General features: G+C 68.6%; 20 protein-coding genes and 2 pseudogenes. 6 read left to right on the plus strand and 16 right to left on the minus strand.

The window, feature by feature from the left end; all coding sequences use genetic code 11:
- Positions 1-22 precede the first annotated feature (22 nt).
- From OG413_RS32265 to OG413_RS32305, 9 genes are all read right to left on the minus strand, one after another.
- On the minus strand, positions 23-1870 hold the full coding sequence (locus OG413_RS32265; protein WP_266813206.1) for an APC family permease: 1848 nt from the start codon (positions 1868-1870) through the stop codon (positions 23-25).
- Positions 1871-2366: 496 nt separating this feature from the next.
- Positions 2367-3326: a pentalenene synthase gene (locus tag OG413_RS32270; RefSeq protein ID WP_266811786.1), complete on the minus strand. Its 960-nt coding sequence runs from the start codon at positions 3324-3326 to the stop codon at positions 2367-2369.
- Between the two features lie 31 nt (positions 3327-3357).
- On the minus strand, positions 3358-4773 hold the full coding sequence (locus OG413_RS32275) for a cytochrome P450 (protein WP_266811787.1): 1416 nt from the start codon (positions 4771-4773) through the stop codon (positions 3358-3360).
- Positions 4774-5199: 426 nt separating this feature from the next.
- Positions 5200-5838, minus strand: coding sequence for a contact-dependent growth inhibition system immunity protein (locus OG413_RS32280; protein ID WP_266811789.1), 639 nt, complete (start codon positions 5836-5838; stop codon positions 5200-5202).
- Positions 5839-5845: 7 nt separating this feature from the next.
- On the minus strand, positions 5846-6196 hold the full coding sequence (locus tag OG413_RS32285; RefSeq protein WP_266811791.1) for an RNase A-like domain-containing protein: 351 nt from the start codon (positions 6194-6196) through the stop codon (positions 5846-5848).
- 1 nt (position 6197) lies between these two features.
- Positions 6198-6500, minus strand: coding sequence for a WXG100 family type VII secretion target (locus tag OG413_RS32290; protein ID WP_266811792.1), 303 nt, complete (start codon positions 6498-6500; stop codon positions 6198-6200).
- A 35-nt stretch (positions 6501-6535) separates the two neighbouring features.
- On the minus strand, positions 6536-6946 hold the full coding sequence (locus OG413_RS32295) for a WXG100 family type VII secretion target (protein ID WP_266811794.1): 411 nt from the start codon (positions 6944-6946) through the stop codon (positions 6536-6538).
- Positions 6947-6981: 35 nt separating this feature from the next.
- Positions 6982-7635: a hypothetical protein gene (locus tag OG413_RS32300; RefSeq protein ID WP_266811796.1), complete on the minus strand. Its 654-nt coding sequence runs from the start codon at positions 7633-7635 to the stop codon at positions 6982-6984.
- A 10-nt stretch (positions 7636-7645) separates the two neighbouring features.
- A complete protein-coding gene (locus OG413_RS32305; RefSeq protein ID WP_266811798.1) occupies positions 7646-9301 on the minus strand; it encodes an RNase A-like domain-containing protein in 1656 nt (551 codons plus the stop codon).
- A gap of 28 nt (positions 9302-9329) precedes the next feature.
- On the opposite strand from OG413_RS32305, the gene OG413_RS32310 reads away from it, so the two are divergent.
- Positions 9330-9671, plus strand: coding sequence for a hypothetical protein (locus OG413_RS32310; RefSeq protein WP_266811800.1), 342 nt, complete (start codon positions 9330-9332; stop codon positions 9669-9671).
- A 525-nt stretch (positions 9672-10196) separates the two neighbouring features.
- Here the strand turns inward: OG413_RS32310 and OG413_RS32315 are convergent.
- The gene (locus OG413_RS32315; RefSeq protein WP_266811801.1) at positions 10197-11585 is read right to left on the minus strand and encodes a hypothetical protein; all 1389 of its coding nucleotides are present in this window, start codon (positions 11583-11585) and stop codon (positions 10197-10199) included.
- A 1048-nt stretch (positions 11586-12633) separates the two neighbouring features.
- On the opposite strand from OG413_RS32315, the gene OG413_RS32320 reads away from it, so the two are divergent.
- Both OG413_RS32320 and OG413_RS32325 read left to right on the plus strand, forming a co-directional pair.
- A complete protein-coding gene (locus OG413_RS32320) occupies positions 12634-13539 on the plus strand; it encodes a Dyp-type peroxidase (protein WP_266811803.1) in 906 nt (301 codons plus the stop codon).
- A gap of 143 nt (positions 13540-13682) precedes the next feature.
- Positions 13683-14069, plus strand: a complete 387-nt coding sequence (locus OG413_RS32325; RefSeq protein WP_266811805.1) for a hypothetical protein — start codon at positions 13683-13685, stop codon at positions 14067-14069.
- On the opposite strand, the pseudogene OG413_RS32330 reads toward OG413_RS32325, so the two are convergent.
- Positions 14047-14607: pseudogene (locus OG413_RS32330) on the minus strand (transposase); the annotation flags it as partial. The gene OG413_RS32325 and the pseudogene OG413_RS32330 overlap by 23 nt on opposite strands.
- On the opposite strand from OG413_RS32330, the pseudogene OG413_RS32335 reads away from it, so the two are divergent.
- Positions 14607-14840, plus strand: a pseudogene (locus tag OG413_RS32335) (tyrosine-type recombinase/integrase); the annotation flags it as partial. The pseudogenes OG413_RS32330 and OG413_RS32335 overlap by 1 nt on opposite strands.
- Before the next feature lie 116 nt (positions 14841-14956).
- Here OG413_RS32335 and OG413_RS32340 read toward each other — a convergent pair.
- The 4 genes from OG413_RS32340 to OG413_RS32355 all read right to left on the minus strand — a co-directional run bounded on the left by OG413_RS32340 (position 14957) and on the right by OG413_RS32355 (position 16877).
- The gene (locus OG413_RS32340; protein ID WP_266811806.1) at positions 14957-15223 is read right to left on the minus strand and encodes a hypothetical protein; all 267 of its coding nucleotides are present in this window, start codon (positions 15221-15223) and stop codon (positions 14957-14959) included.
- Positions 15224-15226: 3 nt separating this feature from the next.
- Entirely contained in the window at positions 15227-15553 is a 327-nt protein-coding gene (locus OG413_RS32345) for a hypothetical protein (RefSeq protein WP_266811807.1), read from the minus strand.
- 131 nt (positions 15554-15684) lie between these two features.
- Positions 15685-16155, minus strand: a complete 471-nt coding sequence (locus OG413_RS32350; protein ID WP_266811809.1) for an NUDIX domain-containing protein — start codon at positions 16153-16155, stop codon at positions 15685-15687.
- Between the two features lie 2 nt (positions 16156-16157).
- The gene (locus OG413_RS32355; RefSeq protein WP_266813208.1) at positions 16158-16877 is read right to left on the minus strand and encodes an XRE family transcriptional regulator; all 720 of its coding nucleotides are present in this window, start codon (positions 16875-16877) and stop codon (positions 16158-16160) included.
- Positions 16878-17150: 273 nt separating this feature from the next.
- Here OG413_RS32355 and OG413_RS32360 point away from each other — a divergent pair, with 273 nt between their 5' ends.
- Together OG413_RS32360 and OG413_RS32365 are read left to right on the plus strand one after the other, a co-directional pair.
- Complete coding sequence (locus OG413_RS32360) at positions 17151-17402, plus strand: hypothetical protein (protein WP_266813210.1); 252 nt, start codon at positions 17151-17153, stop codon at positions 17400-17402.
- Positions 17390-17641 carry a hypothetical protein gene (locus tag OG413_RS32365; RefSeq protein ID WP_037869599.1) on the plus strand — a complete coding sequence of 84 codons (252 nt, stop codon included), beginning with the start codon at positions 17390-17392 and terminating at the stop codon, positions 17639-17641. Before OG413_RS32360 ends, OG413_RS32365 begins: the two co-directional genes overlap by 13 nt.
- A 558-nt stretch (positions 17642-18199) precedes the next feature.
- On the opposite strand, the gene OG413_RS32370 is transcribed toward OG413_RS32365, so the two are convergent.
- A complete protein-coding gene (locus tag OG413_RS32370) occupies positions 18200-19069 on the minus strand; it encodes a winged helix-turn-helix domain-containing protein (RefSeq protein ID WP_266811813.1) in 870 nt (289 codons plus the stop codon).
- Positions 19070-19102 lie beyond the last annotated feature (33 nt).

The following is a 19102-nucleotide window of genomic DNA, read 5'->3' on the forward strand; positions in this document are numbered from 1 at the left end:
GCCGCCGTCGGCCGGTCGCGGACTACAGGTGGAAGGGCACGGTGGTGATGACGATCTTGGGGAGGGGGCGCAGGGCGCGGCGCAGGCGGGTGGCGGTGCGGCTGTGGAGGAGTTGGTGCCGTCGGTGCCGGGTGACGATCTCGGGGAGGATGACGGTGAGGGTGAGATCGGGGTGCTGTCGGTGGAGTGCTTCGATGTAGTGGACGAGCGGTGCGACGACGGCCCGGTAGGGGGAGATGACGATCTCCAGGGGCAGATGGTCGCCCCACAGGGTCCAGTAACCGCGGAAGCGCCGGGCCTCCTCCTCGGTGAGGCCGATATGGAGGGCGAGGACGGGCTGCTGGAGCGAGGCCGCGTAGGCGAGGGCCCGCATGCCGGCGAGGTCGAGTGCGGCGACGGAGACGACCGAGAGATGACGGATCTCCTCCGGGAATTCCTCGTCCTCCCCGCTTCCGTCCGCGGGCGCGGCGGGCCCTTCGGGAGCAACGAGCGGCGGCTGTCCCGGCAGCGGCCCTTCCGCACCGTGCGCGGGCAGTTCGATGGCGTGCGGATGCAGTCGCAGGGCCGCGTGGGCGGACTCGTAATGGCGGCGGATCCGCGTGGTCACCAGCAGGAACAGGACGACCGCGACGATGGCCACCCACGCCCCGGAGGTGAACTTGCTGATGCCCGCGGTGATGAAGACCACGGCCGACAGCAGACCGCCCACGGCGTTGAAGATCAGGCTCTTGCGCCAGTGGCGATCACGCAGCCGCCACCAGTGGACGACCATCCCCGCCTGCGAGAGCGTGAAGGCGAGGAAGACCCCGACGGCGTACAGCGGGATCAGCGCGCCGGTCAGACCGTCGAACGCCACGAACACCAGGGCGGCGGCCAGCGAGAGCAGGACGATCCCGTTGCTGTAGGCGAGGCGGTCGCCCATCCGCATGAACACCCTCGGCGCGTAGCCGTCGCGCGCCAGCAGGGAGAGCACCCGGGGGAAGTCGTTGTACGCGGTGTTCGCGGCCAGCAGCAGTACCGCGGCGGTGGCCGCCTGGATGAAGACATACATCCACCCCGAGCCGAAGCTCAGATGGGCGAGCTGGGAAAGCACGGTCTCCTGCCCCCTGGGCACCACCCCGGCGAGATGGACGAGCGCCACGATCCCGGCGAACATCGCGATGAGGAGCGACACCATCCACGTCAGGGTCGTACGGGCGTTGCGCCATTCGACGGGCTTGAACGCCGGTACCGCGTTGGAGATCGCCTCGATACCGGTCATCGCCGTGGCACCCGAGGAGAAGGCCCGCATGATCAGCAGCAGACCGACGGTCTCGGTGACGGCCAGTGCCGGGGCCGGGCGCGGCTCGAATCCCCGGCCCGCCGAGTCCGCCAGACCGAAGGCGATCAGCGCGAACATCGCGACGATGAAGGCGTAGGTCGGGGCCGCGAACAGGGCTCCGGCCTGCCGGACCCCCCGTAGATTCCCCGCCAGGAGAAGGACGACCACCCCGACGCCCATGGGTACCGTCGCGGAGGCCAGCGAGGGAATCGCCGAAGTGATCGCCGCGATCCCCGAGGCGATCGACACGGCCACGGTGAGGATGTAGTCGGTCATCAGCCCGGCGGCGGCCATCAGTCCGGGCACCGGGCCCAAATTGTCGCTCGCGACGATGTACGACCCGCCGCCGTGCGGATACGCCCGGATCGTCTGACGGTAGGACAGCCCCACCGCGAACATCAGGAACACAATCGCCGCGGCGACCGGAAACGAGTACGCGAGCCCCGCCGCACCGGCCAGCACGAGGACCGCGAGCATCGCCTCCGGGCCGTAGGCGACCGACGACAACGCGTCGGCCGACAGCACCGGCAGCGCCAGCGCCTTGCGCATCCGCTCGGTCACGAGGGCGGAACTCTTCAGCGCCGCGCCCAGCAGCACCCGCCGGGCCCGTAGCCCCGCACGGCCCAGCCGTCCCGCGGGCAGCTCCTCCGTATCGACCTGTTCTCCCGCCGTGCGTGGCCCGAGCGCGGAGATGCTCACCAGACGGCCGAACCCGGCCGGCTGGATCTCCGCCACGGGCGGGAACCTCCCCAGGTCGGGATCCACCGGCAGGGCGCGGCGCCACACCTCCGGAGCCGCCGACACCCGCCCCCATTCCCGCCCCACCCGCCGCAGCACCCGCAGTTGCTCCTCGCCCAGTCCGGGCGACCCCGCGGCCGGGCCCGGCGGACCGGCCGGACCTGCGGCTCCACGACTCTGTGCATCCGTCACAGTGCGCAGTGTGACGGAAGGTGCGGGCGCGGAGAGGGTGCGACATGACGGTCGGCAGCACTTCACCCGGCTCGCGCGCACCGCTCCGTCAGGGCGAGCAGGGTCGGCGGACGTGTCAGGACGTGTAGCGGGAGCAGTGCTGCTGCCAGTCGTGCGCACCGCGCATGACGGTGCGCAGGGCGTCGTTCTGGTAGCGCCGCTGGGACGCCCGTTCGGCTTCGTCTAGGCGGAGGCTGTCGCACAGTTGGGGCAGTCGCCGTTCCAGTGCGAGGAAGCGTTCGGTGCGCGCGCGGATCATGTCGCAGATCAGGGTGATGGACTCGGTCCGGGAGCGGTGTTCCTCCCGTTCGATGATCAGGACGAGGTTGTTGTCGCCGAGCGCCTCTTCCTTCTCCAGGGAAATGATCTCGTTGTCGAGGGTGACGACCTCTGCGGCGAGGTGCCGCAGGGTGGTGACGAGGGTGCTGTGGTACGCCCGTTCGGCGATCTCGAAGCGTCCGAGACGCTCGGCGATGTCGAGGATGGGCGGAACCCCGCAGGTGTCCCGGCGGAGCGTCACATGACCGGTGGATGACGGGCCGACTCCCCCTGACCGGTTGGCGGCTTCGGTCACATGTCCGGCGAGGTAGGCGTGCCAGTTCGCGGCCGCACGCGCTTGCCAGCGCTCCGACATGCCGTCGCGGCTGCGTTCCCAGAGGTCGGCGAAGGCGAGGGCGAGCGGGGGCGAAGCCCGCGTCGGAGGAGGGGGCGAGGGGGCTTCCAGCACCTCGGCAACGACGTGGGTGAGCTTCTTCGCGCGCTCCGGATCCTGACCCATGGAGCCGTCGAAGGCGTCGTCGAACAGGAAGAACCAGCTCTGCTGGTCGACGCCCAGGTCGAGATCGGCGCCGGTCGCGGAGGGATGGAACCTGCCCGCCAGTTCGGGATATCCCCCGCGCGCGTGGCGTCGCACGGCGTCCAGGTCGCGCAGGAGGCCGAAGGACGACGGCCAGACGAGATGGCCGGCGGTGGCACGGTCGGCGTCCGGGCTGACGCGCCGGGGAAAGGGAATGTACGTGTCGACGCCCTGAGGCATGGCGGCGCACCTTTCTGCCCGTCAGGGCCCGCTACCGGGCCACCACGTCCATGAGCAGACCGCCCGGCCGCACCAGCGCCACCGGCCTCTCGCGGACGCGGATGCCCGGCTTGGGCACGAGTCGCCACTGCCGGGCGATGGTCGCGACGCAGACCAGCACCACCTGCAGAGTGAAGTGGTCCCCCACGCATTTGTGCTTGCCTGTGCCGAAGGGCATGTACGCGCTGCGCGGCACGTTGGCGCTCCGGCCGTCGAGCCAGCGCTGCGGGTCGAACCGGCCGGGGTTCTCGTACTGAGGTGCGTGGCGGTGCAGGGTGGTGAGGCTGAACGCGACCTCGCCGCCCGCCGGGATGCGGTATCCGCCGAGGTCGACGCAGTCCTCGGTACGGCGGGTCAGCAGCCAGGTCGGGGCGTGCACCCGCAAGGACTCCTTCACCACGGCCCGGGTGAAGGTGAGGTCGGCGAGGTTCTCCAGCGTGAGTGGTCCGTCGCCCAGGACGGTGGTGAGCTCGTCGACCAGCTGCCGCTCGATGTCGGGGTGCCGGCTCAGCTCGTGGAACAGCCATGCCAGGGACGCTCCGGGCCCTTCGGCTCCGGCGACCAGGAGGTGGACGATCTCGGTCCGCAACTCCGTGTCGTTCATGCGCTGACCGGTCGTCCGCTCGCCCTCGGCCATGAGCACGTCCAGCATCGCCGCCCCGTCGTGACCGGCCGCGTCAGCGTGCCGGTAGTGGGCGATGATCCGGTCGACGGCATCCGTCATCTGCGCGTCGGCGCGCCGGAACCGGCGGTTCAGCGGGATCGGCAGCTTCTCCATCCACTCCGCCGGATAGAGCGAATGGGCGACCATCCCCGCCATGATCCCGGCGGTCGCCTGCTTCACCCGCGCCGCCGAGTCGGCGTCGAGCGCGCTGCGAAACAGCACGCGGGTGAAGATGTCCACGCCGAGGTCGTACATCTGCCGGTCCACGTCCATCGTCCGGCCCGGCTGCCAGGACCCGACCCTGGCCGCCGCCAGCTCGATCATGGAATGGGTGTACCGCTCGATCTGACGTGGCCCGAAGGCCGGCTGGACCAGTTTGCGCTGCCTCCTGTGCGGCTCACCCTCGACCATGGTCAGACCGGGTCCCACGACCTTCTCGGCCTTCTCGAACAAGAGCCCGCGCGTGAAGTGACCGGCGTCGGTGACCAGCATGGAATGGACCAGGTCGAGCGAGTTGGCGACATGGACCGGTCGTCTGCCGACGTAGATGGTGACCACATCGGCCAGGGGCAGCAGGGAGGCCATGAAGCCGAGAGGGTCGCGGAGCATGGCGGCGAGGTGACCGAGGACCGGGAGGCGCCCCGGGACCACGGGCGGCGCGGGTAACGCGGACGGATCGCTCGGCACCCCGTGGTCAACCGCCTTCACGTTCTTCTGCGCGGGGTCTCCTGAGACGTTCTTCATGACCACAGCCTTTCGGCGGCGCGGTGCCACAGACACGACCGGAAGGGCCAGAACCCCGGCCTCCGAGAACTGCGGCCATCGGGCGGACGCGCGTGCTTGCCGGTCCCCCGCTGCTGGTACCTGCCGTACGGGGGGACTCCCCCACGGTTGATCACGCGACAGCACCGCAGAGGGAATTCCCTCGCCGGACGGTGCTCCATCGGACACAAAAAGGCTAGCCGTCCACGCCTCTCCTGAGAGTCACCCGAAAGGGTGCTCTGACCTGCCTCGGGAACCCCAGCCCCGGCCGTTCGCTTTCTGAACCGGTCCCGGCCGATCGAGGTACCGGTCCGGCCGCTCCGTCATGACAGGCGGAAGGCGGCACCGGATTTCCCTGCTACCGCCTGCGACACGTATGTCCGCCGGGCCCGGAGGGCAACCGGCCGGTCAGCCGCGCAGCCGTGCGGCAAGCGTGGCGAGCCAGCCGCCGGGGGTGAACGGCACCGGGGGCTCGACCTCCGCGCCGAGCGTCACCAGCGCCAGGGCCAGGCCGTCCTCGTCGAGGCCGAGGGCGAGGAGGTCGTGCAGCTCCCCCGTCAGCTGGGCGGCGAGCCCCGTGTCGGTGCCCTCCAGGTAGTCGGCGAGCGCGGCCTCATGGTCGCCGAACTCGTCCGGCATGTCCTGCGAGAACCAGCCGCCGAGCAGTTGCGCCAGCTCGGGGAAGCGGGCCCGCCACTCCCATGGCGTCGCGGGCGCGGCCGGCGGGGGCGCCTGGCCGTTCGCCAGGCTCTCGTCGAGCCGGTCGGCGAGGCCCGTGAGCCAGTCCCGTATCCCCTCGGGCGGCAGCCCCACGTCGGGCAGCCGGTAGTACTCGCCGAGCCGCACCCGCAGCCGCCCAGGCGGATTGTCGGCGTAGACGCGTAGTTGCTCGGCAGCGACGGCGATCGACCAGGGCCGGGTGCGCCAGGTCTGCCGCAGATAGCCGGCCACCGCCTCGGGAGCGTGCGGACCGAGGCTCAGGTGAGCGCGGACGACCTGGTCGAGCTCGCCGTACTTGCGGTCGTGCTCGGCGGGGTTCAGGGACACGGGGCCTCTATAGGTCGACGGGCAGGGAGGAGTGCACGGTGAAGGGGTACGTGCCGGTCTCGCCGGATCCGGTCCGGCGGAGCACGATCCGGGCGGCGCGCACCGGGATCGGCTCCTGGCCGGCCAGCGCCATCCCCGTGGTGAGCAGCGTGCCCACCGGATCGGGCCGCGAGGGCCAGGCGGCCTCGATCACGAGCCGCTGCCGGGTGGACTGGGCGAGCCAGCGGTGGATGACCTGCTCGTTCAGCGCGATCACCTGCTGGGTGGCCCACTGGGCGGTCACCCGGTCCGGGAAGGTCGCCGCGCGGTCGGCGCGCACCGGGGCGGGAGGTGCGGGGGGTGCGGGGGGTGTCGTCATGTCAGGCCCCGCCCCAGCCGCGCAGGGTGGCCCGCTGGGCGGCGGAGTAATTGGCGTGGCCTGTGGTGACGACGGCGTGCAGCCACTTCTGCGCGGCCTGCAGGTCCTCCATCTGTCGGTCCCAGCGGTCGAGTTCGTCCACGAATGCCTCGCGGGCCTCGCCCTGCCAGGCCAGGACGACCGGCACCGTGCGGTCGTACAGCGCGCTCAGGCGCTCGTTGAGCGTCTTCACGATGTCCTCAAGGTCGCCGGCTATCTCGCGCAGCGCGACCAGGTCGACGGTGATCGAGCCTTCGTCATTCACGTTTCCCCCTGCGTTGTGGATGTTCAGGTGTGCGTTCACATGTCGTTGAGCCTGCTGGTCGGCGCCGCTCCGCCGCCGGGGCCCGCGCCACCCGGTCCCTCGCCGGACAGTTGGCGTACCTCGGCGTCGATGTCCACCTTCTTCATCTCGGCCCGGAACTGCCGCAGGATGTCCAGCTCCTGGCGCGTGAACCCGTCCCGGCTCATCCGGACCGCTTCCGCCAGGACTCCCAGGATCTCCCTGACCCGTACGGCGTCCGCCCCGGCCTCGCGGTGCAGCTTCCGGTACGCCGTCGCCGCCTCGCTGCGCCATCGCGCCTCGGCCCGGTCGACGATCGCGTCCATCCGGCGCACCTGCCCGTCGATGTGCGCCCGCATGGCGTCCAGGTCGTCCGCGAGACGCTTCAAGTCCTCTTCCGTCACGGCGAGGTTCGGGTCGACAGTCATGGCGGCGGCTCCTTCCGGGGCGATGGGGTGGTGGGTCAGTGCTGCTCGGCGAAGTGGGCGTGGACGGCGTCGAGGAGGAAACGGACGCGGGCGTGGGTCACATGGGGCATGACTGCGGCGAAGGCGGCTTCGAGCTCGGCGGGCGTGCGGAACAGGTACAGGAGGCGCTGCAACTCCCCGGCAAGGTCGGCGAGTTCCCCACATTGGGGATGCTCGCTGGTCAGGATTTCCGCCAGGGCCTCGTCCTCATCGGCGTACTCTCCCGAGATCATCGACGAGACGAAGGCCGAGGTCAGTGAGAAGCGTCCGCTTGCCTCCCAGTCGGACAGCGGCAGCTCCGTCAGGTCCGGGTACGAGAGCGACCGGCGATCGCGGAGGAGCGAAGCCAGCAAGCGCAGGAAGTCCGCCGGCGGATCGTCGCCGGCCGCCCGCGCCAGCCCCTCGCGGTACGCGGCGGGCCTGGTCCCGAACGCCTCCGTGCCGACCTCGTCGGCCAGGAGGTCGAGCAGCGAGGCCAGGGTCACCAGCGGCATCACGTGGCCGATCGCCCTGGAATCCTGCAGGAAGCGGGACAGCCGCTGGAGTTCGTCCTCCAACGGTGCGGCCCCCGGGTTGCGCGACGCGCCGGCGATGCGCAGCAGCAGCCCCACAACGCCCGAGGTGAACAAGTCGTCCTGTTTCGAGATCACGTGGCGCATGTTACGGGGGGTACGGGTAAGTGGTCCGGACGTAGAACGTCCCGGAATCCGGCGAGTAGGCGAGGACCAGCTTCAGGCTGTGGACCTGGGTCGGCTGGGCGTTGAAGCCCTGGGAGGCGAAGTCGGACTGCGAGACGGAAGATCCCGTCACGACGTTCGCCCCGTTCGCGTCCTTCACGGTGAAGACGCTCAATTGCGGCGAGGAGGCGGGGTTGAACGTCCCGTTCTCCACCCTCTGCTTCTGCTTGTTCATCCAGTTCTCGATCGTCTGGATGTTGGCAGGGTCGTTCAGGGCGGCCTGGACGTGCTTCTGGGCGGCCGGCAGGTCCTGGAAGGCCGAGGCGTCGACGCCCTGGTCCCGTACGCGCATCCGCAGCTGGTCCGGGCTGAGGCCGACGTGCCGGTCGATCGTGTGGCCGTCCTTCCCCGGCCTCAGCGGGTCGTTCGGGGAAGCCTGGTAGGGGTTGGTCTCCCACTCCATCGAGGCGAGGTCGATGCCGAACCTGTTGTTCGGGTCCCGCGACTGCTCGTTGAGCGGGACGATCGACCGGTCGAACTCGAAGAGCGAGCGCGCCCCGAACGCCTCCGCCCTCGCCGACTGCGACTCGAAGGTCGGCACCGCGCGCGACGCCTCCCGCAGCGGTTCGAGCAGGCCCTTCACCTTCTCCGTCTGGGCCCGCAGCGCGGTCTCGTAGGCGTCGACGGCCTTGTTGACGGCGTCCGTGTCGATGCTGAGGAGCACCGCGGCGCCCAGGCCCTTCCACAGCTTCTTGAGGCGCTCGAAGAAGTTCCCCAAGAAATCCTTGAGGTCGGTCACGTCGAGGAGAGCCAAGGCGTCCTTGATGGCCCGGTACAGGATCTCGCGCAGCTCGGTGCGGACCTTCTGCGCGGCCTCCGCGTACGAGCGGACGGCCTGGGCCAGGATTTGGGCCGTGGTGCTGAGAACACCGAAGACGGGGAGGCTCGTGCCCGCGCCGATCGGCGGATTGTGCCCCCACTCGTAGCCGGCCGTGTTCTTGCCCCAGGCCTTCGTGCCCCACACCGACGATACGAACTGCAGCATCGCCCCGTGCCAGTCCCCGTTGGCATGGTCCGTGATGGCGTCGATGGTGCCGGTGAGCTGTCCCTGGATGATGCCGAGGCCCGTCTGGTACGGCAGCCACGCCTGCGAGAGCTCGTTGACCCTGAGGTAGTTCGGGAGCGGCAGGATCTCCAGCGCGCGGCCGGTGCGCAGCGCCTCCTCGATCACGGTGCGCATCAGGGAGCCGGGGATGTCGCCGTCGAAGACGTCCGCGAAGTCGTCGACGGCGTTGCCGTCGCGCACCCCGAAGGGCGGCGGGGCCGTGTACACCGGCGGGCCGGTGATGACCTGCGGCGGCGGCTGTGGCGTGAAGGGTGGATTGAGCGGGTGGGTGGCCGCGTCCGCCTGCCGGAAGTTGTTGGCTGTGGTGGTGAAGCCGACCGACGCGCCGCCGATGGCGACCACGGCCTTGCCGTGCACCTCCATGAGCAGGGCGACGACCGCGGCGTACTGGGTGGCGAACTCCGCTGTGACAGTGCCGGATCCGCCGACCTTGGAGTAGCCGGCGTGAACGTCGAGGAACTGCACGAGCGCCTTGTGGAACGACTGTTGCTCGACGGCGAGGGCCGTTGACACCTGGTACAGCTGAAGCGGCTGGACGTCGATGCCGCCGGGGCCCGTCCACGGGCTGGTCACCGGGGGCGCGGCTGGCGGCGGCAGCTGGGACGGCGGACCGGGGACCGGCGGGGTCGGCGGCGCGTTCGGGGTCGGCGACGGCGTCGGCTGGGGGCCGGGCGAGCCCGATGGCTGCCCCGGCGACGGCAGCTGCGTCGCGCCGGGTGTCGGTGTCGTGGTGGGCGGCGGGCTGGGGCTCGGCGACGCCGTGCCGGTCGGGCTCGGCGTGGGTGTACTCACCGGCGCGTCCCGCCCGTACCACCCGTTCCACATGCCGCGCTCGCCGCGCGGGAGTGCGCGTACGTACCCGTGCCTCGTTCCCGTCCCATGAGTCCCCCGACTCCCTCAGGCTGCGGCCGAAGCTAGCAGGAGAACGGGTCAAATCCCGTGATCGGAACCATGGTTGGCCGAAAGAAGCCGCATGCGCGCAACCGGCCCCGCCGATCGCGCCGAGACACTGCGGCCTCCGGGATCCGGCGGGTGAGCGGCGACCGGAGCGCCGGGGTGTACAGGGGACACGGGAGCACGGGGAGGGCGTGGTGCGGGAGATGTACGACCGGGCCACGCCGACCATCGACGGGGCCCGGCGGCGGTGCCGCTCTGCCGGACGCGCGGGTGTCGACGAGCTGCCACCACGTGGGGCGCACCTTGACCGGGTCGAGGTGCGCTTCGCCCCGGTCAAGCACGCTGGTCCCCAGCCAGTCCCCAAGAATGGCTAAGGGGCCGTTTCAGATCTTCTCTGAAACGGCCCCTTGACCTCCGACTTCGTAAAGTCGGGACAACAGGATTTGAACCTGCGACCCCTTGACCCCCAGGAGTAGGGCCTATCCCTTTTGTCTACACATACGGCCAGAAATCAAGGTGGATAGTGTGCGGTGCCGTGCGTGCCGTTCACGTGCGCGGATACCGTGTGGTCCCCAACTGGTCCCCACGGGGCATGTCCGTGACGCGCACGTCCAAGGGCCGCCGCCGGGTCAAGCGGCTGGCTCCCGCCAGGGCCTGTCACGGCGTGAGACCTCGCGGCCTTCAGTGTGAGCTCGCGGATGGTGTCCTGCCATTGCCAGGAATCGCTGCTGCACCACTCTGCTTCATCGGCCGGCTGCCAGGCCGCCAGTTCGTCCAGGCAGGCGATCACTGTAGAGGCGTCGGTGCCAGGAATTCCGGTCTCGCTGTCGAGTCGCCCTTTGATGTCGTGCAATCGGTGAGCTGGACGGTAGTAGGAGGGGGAGAGAGAGCTGGGAGTCGGTGAGTCTGCATATGGCGTAGCCACCGCACTTGCTGCACCAGTCGAAGTCGGTGCGAGCCATGCGGTCGGCGATGGTGAGAAGGTCGTCGTCGGCCACGACCGCGCGTTCATGGGCGGCCGGCATAGCAGTGAGTGGCCCTTGCCCTCGATCAGAGGGTTGGCGTTGGTGGTGTAGAGCTGGACTGCGGCCAAGGGACCCAAAGGGAGGCCGCTTCCGCTTCGCCACCGGTCGCTGCCGGGCTTCTGGAAAGACGCGAGGTTGAGGCGGTCTTCCGTGAGCAGACCGTGCCATACCGCCACCGGCAGTCCGCCAGACCGCTTGGCGTCCAGTCTCCGCAGGTCGTGGGCGCCGCGCGCCAGGGCGAGCCGGCGAAGATTCAGATCCCGATCTTGGGTGCCGTAGGTCTGGCGGAGGGTTCGGCGTCCGCCCTCGGCAAGGCCGAGACTTTCACCAAAGTGCGGACCGTGGACGCCTTGGCCGCGACTAGGTAGCTGAGCATCACGCACGTCGGGTTCGGGACTGGTCTCCGGCTTCTCCAGGCCGATCACGCTGGCGGGCAGGTCGCGGGCGCCTGCGATGAGGACGCCCAGCCACCCTTTGGCCAGCCGCCTCTCGATGGTGTCGAGAGGCAGCACTTCCGCTCCCCCGCTCGCCGAGAAGACGAGGTACACCTGGTCGGCACCGGGCGCCAGCGTGCGCAACGCACTGATGTGATCGAGTGTGACAAGGCGCCGGCCGAAGACCGGGGTGTCATCGAAGATGCCTGGACGAACGATGTCCTGCTGACTTCCGGCGCCACGGTCACGCTCGGGCAGATCCGCCGTCCCGTCGGCCGGGCTGCACGGAAGGCCGCTCGCCGGGCCGAGCAGCCGTTCGGCGACGAGACCAGGGACTTCCCGTGTCAGGACGCGGCTCCCCCAGTCGGCATCCACGGTCCACGTGACCAGCACACCGAGCGTCCACGTATCCAGCCCCGTCCAGGAAGTCCGGGACATCATGATGTGGCGCGCCTTCGGACGCTTCTGGCACTTGCGCCGTCAGCCGACGTCTCGGAGCCCGGTCCACCGACGTCGCTGCCGCCCTGGCCTGTTCCTCCCAGGACTCGATCAAGCGCGCGGCCTCGGCTCGGGCCGCGTCGTGACCCTTCCGACTGCTACGGATGCCTCGCACGATCTCGTACGAGAGGTACGCACGCGCGCCCGGCCCTTCCCAGAGCCTCCCTGCCGCGCCCTGCCACCGACGCCACAGGTCCACGAGCGCCCGGGACACCCGGCTGTTGCCGCCGAGCACCGCGAAGGCCGGGTCCGCGCGCGGAAGCTCGGGCATGGGAAGAGTCATTGCGGCAGCAGCTACGACGAACTCCTCCGGGTCTACGAGCCGGGCCGCCTGGGCCCGAAGCGTCTCCAGGTACCGCGCCTTGGCCCTCAGTGACGGCTTCGCCCACTCCTTCAGCCAGGGAAAGCGAGCGAGCAGAGTCCGTGCCTGAAACAGGCTCCGTCCCGCGCCGAGCCAAGGGGAGAAGATCAGGCCCCGCAGAGTCTCGGCATCCTCACGTGCCTCCCGCAGCAATGTGCCGCCTTCCACATCCTCATCGTCGTGACCGTCGAAATCCTTCCCGTGCACAGGCTTGTCAGGTGTACGGGCCGACAGGAACTCCCTGCCCCGGTCTTGGCAACCGAGAACTACGGGGACGCCATGGTGAAGTGCGAACTGGCAACGTTCGGCGGGCCCTTGTCATCCGACCTGCCCTGCTGAACGGTTCCAGCATGAACCTGTGTTCCGGAGAGCCGTCTGTAAAAGCACTGTTGCGGGCGGGCTTCGGTTGACAAGGTGAGAAGTTGATGAGGCAACGGGCTCATCGGAGTGAGTGAGGTCGAAGTGGTACGGCGTAGAAACCTGATGGCTTCCGGCATTGCGGTTGCTCTAGCAGGCGGAGGTGTGGCTGCATACGGATTGGCAGGCCGGGGCGCCGCCGGGGCCGGGGCCACTTCTGGCGACTTGGCTGCCAGCCCCGTCCAGTTGCGTGGACTCTTGCCGGAGCGATATGTGGCGTTGATCGCGCTCGATATTGGACGGCCTCGTAGTGGGCTGAGAGAAATAGTGAAACGGGTTCACGCGGCCGCCGAGCCGGGTACGTCTGTGGGGTTGGCCCTGGGGGCGACACTTTTCGGGCCCACGGATTCACTTCCTCGCCGGCTCAAGGCGATGCCGCACTTCGCGGGCGATCTCCTCGCGCCCGCCATGTCGCACGGAGACCTTCTTGTGCACGTCGCGGGCGACAAGGCCGCGGCGATAGGGAAAACCGTCGAAGGCATCAGAAGCACCGCCTCTCCGCACGGGACAATTCGGTGGCACATCGATGGCTCTCGTCCCGCCAACCGGGTCGAGGGCGGCAGGGGCCTGGCCCGTAACCCGTTCCACTTCACTGAGGGCTTCGGCAATCCGGGCACCGAGAGGGAATGCCTCGACCGCGCGCTCATCACTGCCGATCAGGACGAGCCTGAGTGGGCCGTGGGGGGCAGCTATCAGGTTGTGCGCATCATCCGGTTCGCGACCGACCTATGGGACAAAGACTCGGTACGTGAGCAGGAACGGATCATCGGCCGTCGACGCGACGGGGGTTGGCTTGACGGCACACCCGTCGACGAGCGGCCAAACTATGCGGCCGATCCGACGGGCAGGCTTACGCCGCTTGATTCACATGTACGTCTCGCAGCCCCTGACCGCCGCAGTCCCCCACCGATCGTGCGGCGCAGTTACAGCTACGACCGGGGCAACGGCGACACGGGGATCATCTTCTCCTGCTTCCAGCGAGACCTGACTCAAGGATTCGAGGCAGCCCAGGAACGCCTGCAAGGGGAATCCATGGCGAAGTACCTGCTGACCACCGGCGGCGGGTATTTCTTCGTCCCTCCGCCCGGTGACGGCTGGATGGACACACTCACGTACTGAGCGCGTCCCCGCCTGTCTCCGGGTGCAGTTGGACGGTCGCAAAAGAGCATTCTGTCCTGGCGGGGGTGTTTGATAACTGGCGTGATGTCAGCTGCTTGGGGCGGACCGTGCCGGCGTGTGAGGATCCGCCTGTGGAGTGTGATGTGTGCGGACTGACGATGTGGCGGTGGCCGGTGCGGCCGACGGTCCGGGAAGAAGAGATCTGGTCCTGTTCGTGGTGTTATGCCGCCACGCAGGTGGGCGGCGAGTGGTTCGAGATCTCGCGACCGCCGTATCTGCCGATGGAGATGCGCCGGGAGAGGGCTGTCGCGGATGGCCTTGCCGTCGGCGCCTCCCACGCTTTTGGCACCTTCGGCAAGTCTCTGTGTGGGATCCAGGAACTCGGCATGTCACCGTCTGACCACTGGTGGCTGCCGGAACGGGAGGCAGCCTGTGGCGCGTGCGGGGAAGCGGCGGGTGTCATCAATGACCGCTGGCCGCAGGCGATGAGAGGCGAGGACGCGCCGGTCAGCGTGGCCCGGCAACTATGAGTACTTCCAGTGTCGCTTCTCGGGTGAGCCTGCGGCTCATCAGGTCGATCAGCGCGAGGTGGATCATGGCCTCGGAGCGGTGCGGGTGGGTTTCGTAGTCGCGGCGAGGCGGCGGTAGTGCACGAGCCAGCCGAAGGTCCGCTCGACGACCCAACGCCGCGGAAACACCTTGAATCCCCTCTAGGCAGGGTCTCGGCGGGTGACTTCGACGTCGATGCCGAGGCGGGCGCCGTGCTCGATGACCTTGGTGCGGTAGCCGGTGTCGGCCCAGGCTTTGGTGACGCGGGGGTGGTCCGTGGCGATGTTCGAGAGCACGTGGATGCCGACGACGCGGTCGGAGACGCCAGCTGGCCGTGACCAGCACGGCCAGGAGGAGGCCGAGTGTGTCGACGCCGATGTGGCGCTTGCGGCCTGCGATCTTCTTGCCCGCGTCGATGCCCCGGCCTGACGCGGGCACGGTTGCGGAGGTCTTGATGCTCTGGGCGTCAAGGATGTAGGCGGTAGGCTCGGCATCCCGGCCCTCGACTTCTCTCACAACGCTTTCACGACCTCCGGCACTCGACCGCGACCCCGCTCCTGGAACAGGGTGGCGACCTTGTCGTGATCAAGGAACTCTTCGGCCACGCCCACATCGGCGTCACCGCCAGCATCTACGCTCATGTCCGACTTCGCCTCCAGCGCCAAGCCATCGATACCCTTGGCAACGCCCTGCGCGACCCTGCGGCCCGACGACAGCGACGAACCGCCACTTTGTGCAGCGCCCGTCGCTGACGCTGCCGTCAATTACTGCCGTCAGACCCGCAGAGGCCCCACCGGAGCGCATTCCGGCGTGGCCTCTGTGTTCATTCATTGGCATGAACAAAAAATCCGCGAGCGAAGGCGACGACCTATCGCCGATCCCTAGGGCGCCTCAGATTTTCAATCTCTTCTTGCGGTTCTGGAATATCGATCGAAATCTCGCCGAGTTCCCCCTTCGACACTCTGCCGAAGGAGGAGATTGCGGATCGCACATCATCGCGAGCCCATCCAGTGCGGATGAAGAATTCGCTACGGGACAATGCTTCTGCTGATTCGATTACACAGGCGAGGAGTCGGCCAAGCTCAACCTCCGTCAAGGTGAGCATGAAGCTGTTTTTATCGCGCTTGAGCTGCATACATCACCCGTTCGGGTCGAGTCGGGACAGGAAGTTTTCGGCCGACGTCTTGAAGGCTGTCATCGAGTATGCGCCGCGCTGAATAATCATGACTCCACGATTTGAATCATACCATCCCATTCCTCCACCCTTAATCGCCTTCCCCGTGCCACTATTTGCATACATGTCAAGATAATCTGCGAGCTCGTCGTCAACCATTCCCAGACGGTGACTCACATTTCCCTTGGCGACTTCTTCACCAATATGCAGAACACCTTGATAGGCAGGGTCGGAACACCCGTCCATTCCACCGGAATTGTGAACGAGTACAGGCGTGGCACCGGCGAGCACATAGTACGTGTGCTGCGCGGCACCCTTTCACCTGCTCCTTCGCTGGTCAGCGCAGGTTTCGGGTTCCGCTGGTGTCCGTGGTTGTACGGCGAAATCCGTGGGTGTTGCCGTCGCTACTGCCGTCAGCCGGTTCAGCCCAGGTAGGGACTTTCACGTTGTTCCAGGAAGTGCTGGAGCCTGAGTCGTTGGGTGTGGTGCATCGGCAACTGCTCGATCTCTTCTGGCGGCAAGAACCGGAGTTCGGTGGACTCGTCAGAGATCTCCAGCCGGCCGCCGGTGATGCGGGCGGTGAAGCAGACATTGAACTGGCGGCGGACCTCGCCGTCGGTGTAGGCGATGATGTGTTTCGGGTCGGTGTAGGTGCCGACCAGGCCGGTGATCTCTACGTCAAGGCCGGTCTCTTCCTTGACCTCGCGGACGGCCGTGCCTGGCAGGGAGTCGGTGAGGTCCATACCGCCGCCGGGCAGTGCCCATAGGTCGTTGTCGCGGCGGCGCTGGAGGAGGATGCGCCCGTGGTCGTCGGTGACGACGGCGGAGGCGGCGACGACCATGCTGTTCGGCTTGGGCGCGTTCGGGTCGTCGTAGTACTCGGTGCGGGCCACGGTCAGCCTTCCTCTCGTACGGGGGTTGCCGTCGCCCATACAGCGTCGAAGCTCTCGGCGTAGGTGTCGAACAAGCCGCCCGTCTCGTGTCGGCGAAGGTGCCACACGGGGGCGGCGTACGCGTTGACGCCCCAGACGTGGGCGTTGACGAGTAGCTGATCGTCGGCGCGGTAGAGGGAGTTGTAGAGCGTGGTTTCGTGGGTGCGGACTTCGATGCCGGGGGTGCCTGCGAGCGGCCTGTAGTGCATGAGAGCGAGGCGGCAGCGGGATTCGATGCCGTGGCCGAACCGCTCCTCCTGGCCGCGGGCTTGGACGTTGTCGCTGTCGGCGTCCCCGATCGCGATGCGGACGGTGCAGCCTTCGGCGGCGCGTTCGGTGAGGAGTTCGTTCAGCCTCGGGTACGCCTCGTGGAGGAAGACGGCCGCGTAGACCAGGATGTCGATCCGTTCCCGCGCCTGGGCCATCAAGTCGGTGAACGTCGAGACGGGGATATCGGCCCGCTGCTCGTAGAGCGCCACCAATTCAGGGCTGATGGCGCGGGCGGGGCGGGCCTGGCGGAGCACCGGCCAGAGTGCGTGCACGTCTTCTCCCAGGGCCTTGGCCGCCTGGAGGGCGGTGGCACGACGTGGGATACGCCCGAGGTTCACCCAGCGTTCGACCGACTTGGCGTCGACCTCGACCTGCTGAGCGAGTGCGGCGTACGTCCAGCCTCCCGCCGCCATGACGGCTCGTAGTCTCTCGTTCGGCACGAGTCTCCCCCTTCGTCCCAGGACGGCACTAGGGACGTTCTACACGGTGCAGGACGTCCCGAAGTGGGGTTTGGTGGAGGTTCCTTCGTCCCGGTGACCGGCTTGAGGATCGGTGCCGACCCTGCGGCACCAACAGGCCCAGGGGCACGCATCAACGCCGCCGAGGAGCGTCACCGTGCGAAAGAGCGCCACCTCATGTGTTCCCGCCCTGCGACTGGACGCCCGGTCGCGCGCCGCCTCGCCGGGGTGGTCACGATGACGGCCCCCACCCCTGATGCCAACGGGCACACCGTCTCGCCCGATGCCGGCGCCCTGGTGGTCGACCGGCGGAGCGGCAAGGTGGGCGTGGTGATGGGGCATGTGGGGCCGTACGTGCAGCTTCGGCCACCGCGCGGTGGCCGGGAGTGGGACGTGCCGCCCGAGGGCGTACGTCCGCCGACTCCGACAGAGGAGTTGAGCGCGAAGGTGGCCGTGGCCAACCGGAGGTGGGGACGGTGACGGGGACCCCTCGTTCGGTCCTGCGCTACGAGACCTGGACGCTCCAGCCCGACCGCGAGCCGGACGCGGAGCAGGTCCTGTACGCGATGCAGTGCGCCGTGGACGGCGAGACGTCCCCTACAAGCGAGGACTTCGCCGAACCGCAGGACTGGGTGCTGCGGCACTGCGGCCAGAACCCGTCCCACCACACCTACCGGGAGATCATCACCCGCCCCTGGCGGACCTGGCGCCAGACGTGACCCGCCCCTCTCGCCCAGGCGCCACACCGCGCTGACCCACCCGACTCCCGTCCCTGCCGGGCGCGGCCAATCGAGGCTCCCCGCACTCGTCAGCCCCGCAGGGACGGGCCCATATGTGCGTGCTGTGCTCATGACCATGGGGTCGGGGCCGCAGCCACAGAAAGTCAGCCACGACGGCGGGCGTGCCGACCGATCACCCGCCACGTGTGTCTCGCTCAACCCCGCACCGGCATCAGCCCAGTTATCTCCATCGTCACGGCCCCCAGCCAGGCAGCAAACATGGGCGTCCGGGACGGCGCGAACCCGCCGGGCGGCCTCTCGGGTGCCCGGCCGGCCTGCTGGTGAGCGGTCGGACTGGGGGCTTCTGATTGGTAGTCCGGCCTACGCTCCGGGCTCTGCGCGCCGAGTGGTCGGCGGCCGTCGCCAGCGAGGCGGCAGACAGGAGCGGGCGGCGGTCACCGACCGCCGACGCGCGGCGGCCCGCGTCAGCGGGACGCCCTTGATCAAGTAAAGAAACTCTGAACAGCTCACCCGCTGGTCAGGCTGCCCGGCCGATGGTCAGGGCCGCTGCTGCCGGCGCTTCTTCGATTCGGCCAGTGCGGTCTTCAGCTTCTCGCTCGGCGATACGTCCGGTTCGGCGTCGTCGTCATGGAGGGGTGGCAGGAACAGGCCGCGCCGGCTCTTCTCCCGCTTGACCTTGCGGCGCTCGTTGAAGAGTCGCTGATGCTCTTCCCGAACCACGTCCCATCGCTGGTCCAGCTCCGCCTCTCGCGCCAGCAGCTCTTGGTCGCTGAGGTCGGCGAACTCGGTGGCGGCTGCGCGCGCTTCGCGGGCGATCTCATCGCGCAGCAGGTAGTTCGTGATGGGCCCGTGGTACTTGCCCGGCTCCGGTTCCTGGCGCACGAAAACACCGCGCCCCTTAACCGCGTACACCAGCCCCGCCTGCTTGAGGCTTCGATAGGCGTTCTGCGCGGTGGAGTTGGCGACTTTGAACCGCTCTTGAATCTCGCGGGCGGGAGGGAGCTGGGAGCCCGGAGGGTAGGTGCCTTCCACGATTTCCCGGCGGAGGATGTCGGCGACCTGGGCGTACGGCGGTCGGGCGTCTTCGTTGCGGATGACGTCGACCGGCCAGTCCGGCCCTTCGGTGTCGGCGTCCTCGTGATCACCATCGGCCCCTTCGACGCTCCCGCCGATAGAGGTGCTGACGTAGCTGCCCCGGCCGAGCTGGGAGTAGACCAAGCCTTCCTGCTTGAGCACGCGCAGGGCGTTCTGGACGGTGGAGCTGGATACCCCGAACCGGTCACGCAGCACGTTGGCCGAGGGGAGGCGCTCACCCGGGCGGAACTCGCCATTCAGGATCGCGTCCCGCAGGGCCTCGGCGGCCTGGAGATACGGCGGCCGGGAGTCCTCGTCCAAGGGCAGGGTCATGCCCCCACGGTATCGGCAAGCCGTAGCGCTACA

The sequence above is a fragment of the Streptomyces sp. NBC_01433 genome (genome assembly GCF_026340105.1).
Taxonomy (GTDB): domain Bacteria; phylum Actinomycetota; class Actinomycetes; order Streptomycetales; family Streptomycetaceae; genus Streptomyces.

Coding starts and splice junctions, on each gene's coding strand:
- OG413_RS32265 (WP_266813206.1), bottom strand. CDS start 1,870: ATGCGCAAGGCGCTGGCGCTGCCGGTGCTGTCGGCCGACGCGTTGTCG.
- OG413_RS32270 (WP_266811786.1), bottom strand. CDS start 3,326: ATGCCTCAGGGCGTCGACACGTACATTCCCTTTCCCCGGCGCGTCAGC.
- OG413_RS32275 (WP_266811787.1), bottom strand. CDS start 4,773: ATGAAGAACGTCTCAGGAGACCCCGCGCAGAAGAACGTGAAGGCGGTT.
- OG413_RS32285 (WP_266811791.1), bottom strand. CDS start 6,196: ATGACGACACCCCCCGCACCCCCCGCACCTCCCGCCCCGGTGCGCGCC.
- OG413_RS32295 (WP_266811794.1), bottom strand. CDS start 6,946: ATGACTGTCGACCCGAACCTCGCCGTGACGGAAGAGGACTTGAAGCGT.
- OG413_RS32310 (WP_266811800.1), top strand. CDS start 9,330: ATGCCGCCGGGGCCCGTCCACGGGCTGGTCACCGGGGGCGCGGCTGGC.
- OG413_RS32315 (WP_266811801.1), bottom strand. CDS start 11,585: ATGATGTCCCGGACTTCCTGGACGGGGCTGGATACGTGGACGCTCGGT.
- OG413_RS32340 (WP_266811806.1), bottom strand. CDS start 15,223: ATGCAGCTCAAGCGCGATAAAAACAGCTTCATGCTCACCTTGACGGAG.
- OG413_RS32355 (WP_266813208.1), bottom strand. CDS start 16,877: ATGGCGGCGGGAGGCTGGACGTACGCCGCACTCGCTCAGCAGGTCGAG.
- OG413_RS32370 (WP_266811813.1), bottom strand. CDS start 19,069: ATGACCCTGCCCTTGGACGAGGACTCCCGGCCGCCGTATCTCCAGGCC.